The 6,649-nt window shown below is 59.1% G+C and carries 6 protein-coding genes; all 6 read left to right on the top strand.

The genetic code is table 11. The annotated features are described in order from the left end of the window. The first annotated feature begins 59 nt into the window (after window positions 1-59). The 6 genes from Q0176_RS06270 (at window position 60) to lpdA (ending at window position 6,259) form a co-directional block, all read left to right on the top strand. A complete protein-coding gene (locus tag Q0176_RS06270) occupies window positions 60-728 on the top strand; it encodes a GntR family transcriptional regulator (RefSeq protein WP_366797263.1) in 669 nt (222 codons plus the stop codon). Next, window positions 709-1,275: a PPC domain-containing DNA-binding protein gene (locus tag Q0176_RS06265; RefSeq protein ID WP_366797261.1), complete on the top strand. Its 567-nt coding sequence runs from the start codon at window positions 709-711 to the stop codon at window positions 1,273-1,275. Before Q0176_RS06270 ends, Q0176_RS06265 begins: the two co-directional genes overlap by 20 nt. Before the next feature lie 62 nt (window positions 1,276-1,337). Continuing rightward, window positions 1,338-2,345 carry a thiamine pyrophosphate-dependent dehydrogenase E1 component subunit alpha gene (locus Q0176_RS06260; RefSeq protein WP_299300333.1) on the top strand — a complete coding sequence of 336 codons (1,008 nt, stop codon included), beginning with the start codon at window positions 1,338-1,340 and terminating at the stop codon, window positions 2,343-2,345. Window positions 2,346-2,363: 18 nt separating this feature from the next. After that, window positions 2,364-3,341 (top strand): alpha-ketoacid dehydrogenase subunit beta, encoded by a 978-nt coding sequence (locus Q0176_RS06255; RefSeq protein WP_315099311.1) that lies wholly within the window; start codon window positions 2,364-2,366, stop codon window positions 3,339-3,341. 9 nt (window positions 3,342-3,350) lie between these two features. Beyond that, complete coding sequence (locus Q0176_RS06250; protein ID WP_299300331.1) at window positions 3,351-4,676, top strand: dihydrolipoamide acetyltransferase family protein; 1,326 nt, start codon at window positions 3,351-3,353, stop codon at window positions 4,674-4,676. Window positions 4,677-4,867: 191 nt separating this feature from the next. Then, window positions 4,868-6,259: a dihydrolipoyl dehydrogenase gene (lpdA, locus tag Q0176_RS06245; protein ID WP_299300329.1), complete on the top strand. Its 1,392-nt coding sequence runs from the start codon at window positions 4,868-4,870 to the stop codon at window positions 6,257-6,259. Window positions 6,260-6,649: the final 390 nt, after the last annotated feature.

Here is a 6,649-nt window from a genome sequence, read left to right as displayed (position 1 = left end):
GAGATCGAGGCATAGGAGCTTCCTTTGTACGTCATTAGGTACCTTTTCGCTTTGTTTCTGTGCATGTGTGCTATTATAAAAAAATCAAGGAGATGTTTCTGGAGCAGCGCTTTTTGCCCGGGACGATGCTTTCGGAGAACGAGATAGCCAATGTGCTCGTCATGAGCCGAACACCCGTTCGGGAAGCCCTTCAGCTTCTTCAAAACGAGGGATTCGTAACCGTTTATCCCAGGCAGGGCGTCCGCTTTCAGGGGATGACCACGTCCACGTTAAGAGAGATCCTTGAGCTGCGTGCGGCGGTGGAGGGGTATGTCATAGCGGCATGTCTGCCATTGAACCCGCAGCGCATGGCGGAGGTGGAGGCGATTATCGAACTTCAGAGGCCGTGTTGTGTTTCTGGGGATGTGGAGGAATATCTGGTGCACGATGCCGCTTTTCATAACTATTTCGTCGAGCTGTACGACAACTCCTTGATCTCCGCGGTGGTCCGCTCCATCGCCGAGCGTTTTCGGAGCGTGGGCCTCAAAATTCTGCGGGACGCCGAAAGCGTTCGGCTCTCCTTTCAGGGGCATCTGGCCATCATGGCTGCTGTGCGTGCGGCGGATGTTCCCGCAGCGTTGACAGCCGTACATGCGCATATCAACTTTGGAAAGTCGCGATTGATCAGCACCATCGATCCTCTGACCGCAGGAGAGTTCATGCAAGAGGATGCTGAAAATTCTCTGTAGGAAAAGAAGGAAATGGCTGGGCGCGCAGAAACGGGCGCCGCAGACAAGGGGAAAAGGGGTGATGCTTGTGAAAGGGCTTCGTTTCGATGCAGGGGAGGCCCAGGTACGCACGTTTATTCTTCGGCTCCGGCCCGGGACAGACCTTATGGAGGGAATCCGAGCATTCTGCGAGGAGCGGGGCATCCGATCCGGTGCGATAACGACGCTTTTAGGCAGTCTGCGACAGGTGCGTTACGTCTATCCTGTTGTCGCTCCGGGTACAAGGGCGGGTTTGAAGTATTGCGACCCCATTGTTGTGGAGGGTCCCATCGAGGTGCTCTGCGGCGCCGGGACGATTGGAGTCATGAAGTCGGACGGGACGACGGTCGTTCACCTTCATGCGGCCTTTACCGACCCCAAGGGGCGGGTGCTCGGAGGGCATCTCTTGGAGGGCGGAGGGGCCGTTGCCGTGACGGCCGAGGTCGTGATTGATGCCCTGGACGGGGTGTCCCTGACGCGCGCTGTGGACGGGGAGATGGATATGCCCCTCTTTTCGTTGGGCGATTAGATTCCGGGATTCTTGGGGACGGGAGTCTCCGGTAGAGGACTTTTAAGGGAGGTTGTTCAAGAATGGATGCACCGAATATCACCAAAATGTCTGCACAGGTGCCCCTGAAGGATTACGACAGGGGACGGCTCGAGTTCTTCTACGAGACGATGCTCAAGATCCGAAAGTTCGAGTGTTCCGTGGAGGAAAATTTCCTGGCGGGAAACATCCCGGGGTTCGTTCACCTCTACATCGGGGAGGAGGCCATCGCCACAGGCGTTATGGCGAACCTGACCGACAAGGACTATATCGAGAGCACACACCGTGGACACGGCCACACGGTGGCCAAGGGTGCGGACCTGAATCGCATGATGGCCGAGATATATGGCAAGAAAACGGGGTGTTGTAAGGGAAAGGGCGGGTCCATGCACATCGCCGATTTCAGCGTGGGGATGCTGGGGGCCAACGGCGTTGTCGGCGGTGGGTATAACCTGGCGGCCGGGGCGGCTCTGGCACAGAAGATGCAAAAACGCAAGGACATATCCGTCGTCTTCTTTGGCGACGGCGCGAGCAACCGCGGAACGTTCCATGAGGCGGCCAACTTCGCCTCCGTCTGGAAACTGCCGCTCCTTTTTGTCTGTGAGATGAACGAGTACGCTTCCACTACGCCCTATTTGACGGCGACCTCCGTGGCGGACATATCCCGCAGGGCCTACGGCTACGACATGCCGGCGCTCATCGTCGATGGCAATGACGTTTTCTCCGTCTATGAAGCGGCAGGGAAACTTGTCGAGCACATCCGTGCCGGGAATGGACCTGCTTTCCTGGAATGCAAAACCTACCGCGTCAAAGGGCACTACGTGGGGGACCCCGAGAAGTATCGGACGCGCGAGGAGGTCCAGAAAAATATCGAAGAGCGTGATCCCATCGAGGCCTTCAAGAAACGGGTGCTGGCGGAGAAGGTCTACACTGCCGATGACCTGAAGTCCATGGAGGAGAAGGTGGATGGCCTGATCGCCGCCGCGCTCAAGTTCGCTAAGGAGTCCCCGGAACCGGATGCTTCCGAACTGATGACCGGGATATATGCTTGATTCGAGGTGTGAGAGATCATGACTGTGAAGAACATCACGTTTTCCCAGGCGACGCTGGAGGCCATGGATGAGGAGATGAGCCGCGACGAGCGCGTGTTCGTCATGGGGGAGGACATTGCCCGGCAGGGCGGTATTTTCGGGCAGTTCCGAGGCCTTCCCGACAAGTTCGGGCTGGAGCGCGTTCGGGATACGCCCATCTCCGAGACGGCCATCATAGGTTCTGCGGTAGGCGCTGCCCTGGCCGGGATGCGCCCCGTAGCGGACATGCATTTCGCGGACTTTATCGGAGTGTGTATGGACGAGGTCTTTAACCAGATGGCCAAGGTGTATTACATGTTCGGTGCGCAGAAATCCGTGCCGCTGGTGCTCCGGGCGCCCGATGGAATCATCAATCAAGCCGCAGCCCAGCACTCACAGACCGTTGAGGCGTGGTTTGCCCATATCCCGGGGCTCAAGGTGGTCATCCCCTCCAACCCCGCCGACGCCAAGGGGTTGCTGAAGGCCGCTATCCGTGACGAGAACCCCGTCATTTATTTTGAGCACAAAGGACTGTTCCCCATGAAAGGCGATGTGCCGGAGGGGGAACACCTTGTAGAGATAGGCAAGGCCCGTATCGATCGGGAGGGGACGGATCTGACGATCGTCTCCTACTCCATGATGATGCACCATGCGGCCAAAGCCGCGGATCGGCTGGCTGCCGAGGGCGTCAGTGTGGAGTTGATAGACCTGCGCTCGATCTCCCCGTGGGACAAGGAGACGGTCCTGAAGTCCGTAGCCAAGACAGGACGGCTTTGTGTCGCCCAGGAGGCCGTCAAACAGGGCGGCTTTGCAGCGGAGGTTGTGGCGACGATCTGCGAGGAGGGACTGGAGTACTTGGACGCGCCGATCGCTCGCGTAGGGGCGCCCTTCTCCCCCGTGCCGTTCGCCCGTCCCCTGGAGCAGGCCTATAAAGTGAGTGCGGACACGATCTACGACGCTGTCCGGAAGATTCTATAGGAGCGTATCATGGCTACTGCAATCACGATGCCGAAGCTGGGACTCACCATGACCAGCGGCTCGGTCAAGGAATGGAAGAAGAAGGTCGGCGACACGGTAAAGAAGGGGGAGATCCTCTTTGTCGTTGCCACGGACAAGTTGACGGTGGACTCGGAGAGTCCGGCGGACGGCGTCCTGCTTGCGATTACCGTCAAGGAGGGAGTCGATGTCCCTGTCGGGGGAACGATCGGATACCTGGGGGCCGCAGGGGAGGCGGTCCCCGCGGAGGCTACGGGATCTCCTGCTGCCCCTGAATCTCCAAAGGCAGCGTCTGCCGCAGCGACTCCCCGTCCTGTCGGGGCGCCGACTCCTGCTGCGCAGGCCCCCGCATCCGGTCCCGTCGCCGCGTCGCCGAAGGCCAAGAGGATGGCGCGGGAAAAGGGGATGGATCTCTCCGCCATACAGGGAACGGGCCCGCGTGGCTGGGTGGTTTCGCGGGATGTCCTGGATGCTGAGGAAAGGGGTACCGCCAAGGCTTCACCCGTCGCTTCGCGGATGGCGCGGGAAGCGGGATTGGATCTCGCTTCGCTTGGAGCCTCGGGACGCCTGATGAAGGCCGACGTGGCAGCGTCTATCGCTTCGATGGGCTTGGGCGAGAACGACCGTGTCATTCCCGCCACGCAGATGCGCCGGATCATCGGGGAGCGGATGCTTGAGAGCGTTAACACCATCCCTGCGGTCAACTACTTCGTCGATGTCGATATGAGCGAGCTGGAGGCTCTGCGTAAGCGTTTGAATGATCGGATGAAGGGCGGCGTCAGAATCTCGGTCAACGACATCCTGATGAAGCTCTGTGCCAAGCTCCTGGCAGAAACCCCGATGGCCAATGCCTCGGTGCAGGTCGAGGAAGGGCGGATCACTGGATTTGTGCTGCACGGCTCGGTGAATATCGGACTGGCCATCGCGTTGCCGGGCGGACTGATTGTCCCCAACATCAAGGAGGTTCAGAACAAGGGGCTCAAAGAGATTGCAGAGACTCGCGTGGACTTGGTGGAACGGGCGCGCTGCGGCGCTCTGACCCCGGACGACACCATGGGCGGGACCTTCACCCTCTCCAATCTGGGAATGTCAGGGATCGACAACTTCACTCCAATTATCAACCCGCCGGAGGCCGCAATTCTCGGGGTCGGTTCGACCCGGAAGAAACCGGTGGTCGTGGAGGGGGAGGTCGTTGTCCGCCCCATTGCCTCCTTCTGCCTGAGCGCGGATCATCGTTTGCTCGACGGTGCCGATGCCGCGGCGCTGCTGGCGAAGCTGAAGGAACTCATCGAGAATCCCGAGTTGTTTCTGTTGTAGATGAAGGACGTCGGCTTCGAGATTCCATGGGACAGCGGCTCTGATGCTGAAAGCTTGAAGCGATGAAATATTGGAGGCCCGTACAGGGTCGACACGATTCGTAACCTGCCGATTATTTGATTGTGACGGGATTGAGGGGCGAAGCCATCGTCCTTGAGATGGCTTCCCTTTGAAACGAAGGAGTGTTTTTCGTGAAGAAAAGAGTCCTCGTCGTCGGGGGTGGCCCCGGCGGATATGTTGCCGCAATACGCGCGGCGCAGCTGGGTGCCTCGGTGACGGTTATCGAACGTGCACGGCCGGGCGGTACTTGCCTGAATGTGGGGTGTATACCCACAAAGGTTCTCCTTCACGCCGCCGAGCTCTATACCGCGATCCGGGAGGAGGGGCCGACGATCGGCATTTACGCCGATACTCCCCGCTTTGACTGGGGCGTGATCCTGAAGCGCAAGCAGGATGTCGTGGACTACATGGTTGAAGGTGTAGCCGGCCTCCTGAAGGCCAACGGAGTGACGTTGATCTCAGGGACCGCCCGTCTGGCAGGGCCTCGTGCCCTGGAGGTGGAGGGTCGTCGTCTCGAGGCGGACGCCATTATCGTTGCGTCGGGGTCCGAGCCATCGATGCCGCCCGTTCCGGGTTTGGACTTGCCCGGAATCCTTACGAGCGACGGGGCTCTGTCTCTGGAGTCCCTGCCTCGCAGTATCGCCATTGCGGGCGGAGGCGTCATCGGAGTTGAGTTCGCCTCCGTCTTCGCAGCGTTTGGCGTGGAGGTTACGATTGTGGAGATGTTGCCCCAGATCCTTCCGAACGTTGATGCGGAGATAGCTGGGATCCTGCGTAAGTCTCTCGAGGGGCGCGGAGTGTCCATTTATACGGGGGCACGCCTGGGGCGTGTCGCGCGTGATGGGAACGGTTATGTGTTGGAGGTCGATGCAGGCGGGGAGATGAAGCGCCTCTCAGCCGAGCGGGTGTTGGTCGCTACGGGCCGGCGTCCCGTGACGCGGGGCCTGGGCCTGGAGGAGATCGGCGTGGAGGTTCAACGCGGACGTGTGGTCACGAATGCACGGATGGAGACTTGCGTGCCGGGCGTCTATGCGGTGGGGGACTGCACCAGCCCAATCATGCTGGCGCATGTGGCCGAGCGCGAAGGCGAGGTTGCGGCGGAAAATATCCTGCTGGAGGACGGGCATAAGGTCCATATGGATTACAAGACTGTGCCCAGTGCTATCTACACGTCGCCGGCCGTAGCCTCGGTCGGATTGAGCGAGGAGGAAGCCAGGAAACGCGGCCACAAGGTTCAGGTTGGGCGTTTTCCCCTGGCGGGAAATGGCAAGAGCATCATTACGAACGATGCGGCTGGGATGGTCAAGATCGTCTCGGACGAGCAGTATGACGAGGTGTTGGGTGTCCACATGGTTGGTGGCCCCGCAACGGACATGATTGCGGAGGGGGGCTTGGCGCTTCGCTTGGAGGCGACGCTTGAAGAGCTGATCTCCACCATTCATCCGCACCCAACTGTCTCGGAAGCCTTTCCCGAAGCGGCGATGGCTACATGGGGGCAGGCCATTCATTTCCCGCCGGAGTAGAGGGGATGCCAATATAGACTATCCTGTTTCATGTGAAGTGCCTCCTATTGCATCATGGTAATTCCCTTTGCTGGATCCTTTATCAGCTCTTGCCGTTTAAGTCGTGCAATTTATGGGTGAATCCACGTCGTTGCAATCGCGGGGCACTTCATGTTATCCTGCACCTTAAGACAATGATATACGCGGCGATTCCTGACTTTATGGAAGTGGTTGCTCCTGCGACGAGGATGAATGCCCCCTTCATGTCAGCGAAGAGAGAAGAAAAATTCGCGGTACCGATCCTTCGTTTGGAGGCGCTTCATGCATTCGGTGAGGTTTACGGATGCCTGCTTCATCTCTTGCTACCCCCTTTCCCATCGTTCCTTCTTTATCGTATTTTATTTCCATCCT

The sequence above is a fragment of the uncultured Fretibacterium sp. genome (assembly GCF_938040765.1).
Classification (GTDB): domain Bacteria; phylum Synergistota; class Synergistia; order Synergistales; family Aminobacteriaceae; genus CAJPSE01.
This window is presented reverse-complemented; position numbering and strand designations above follow the sequence as displayed.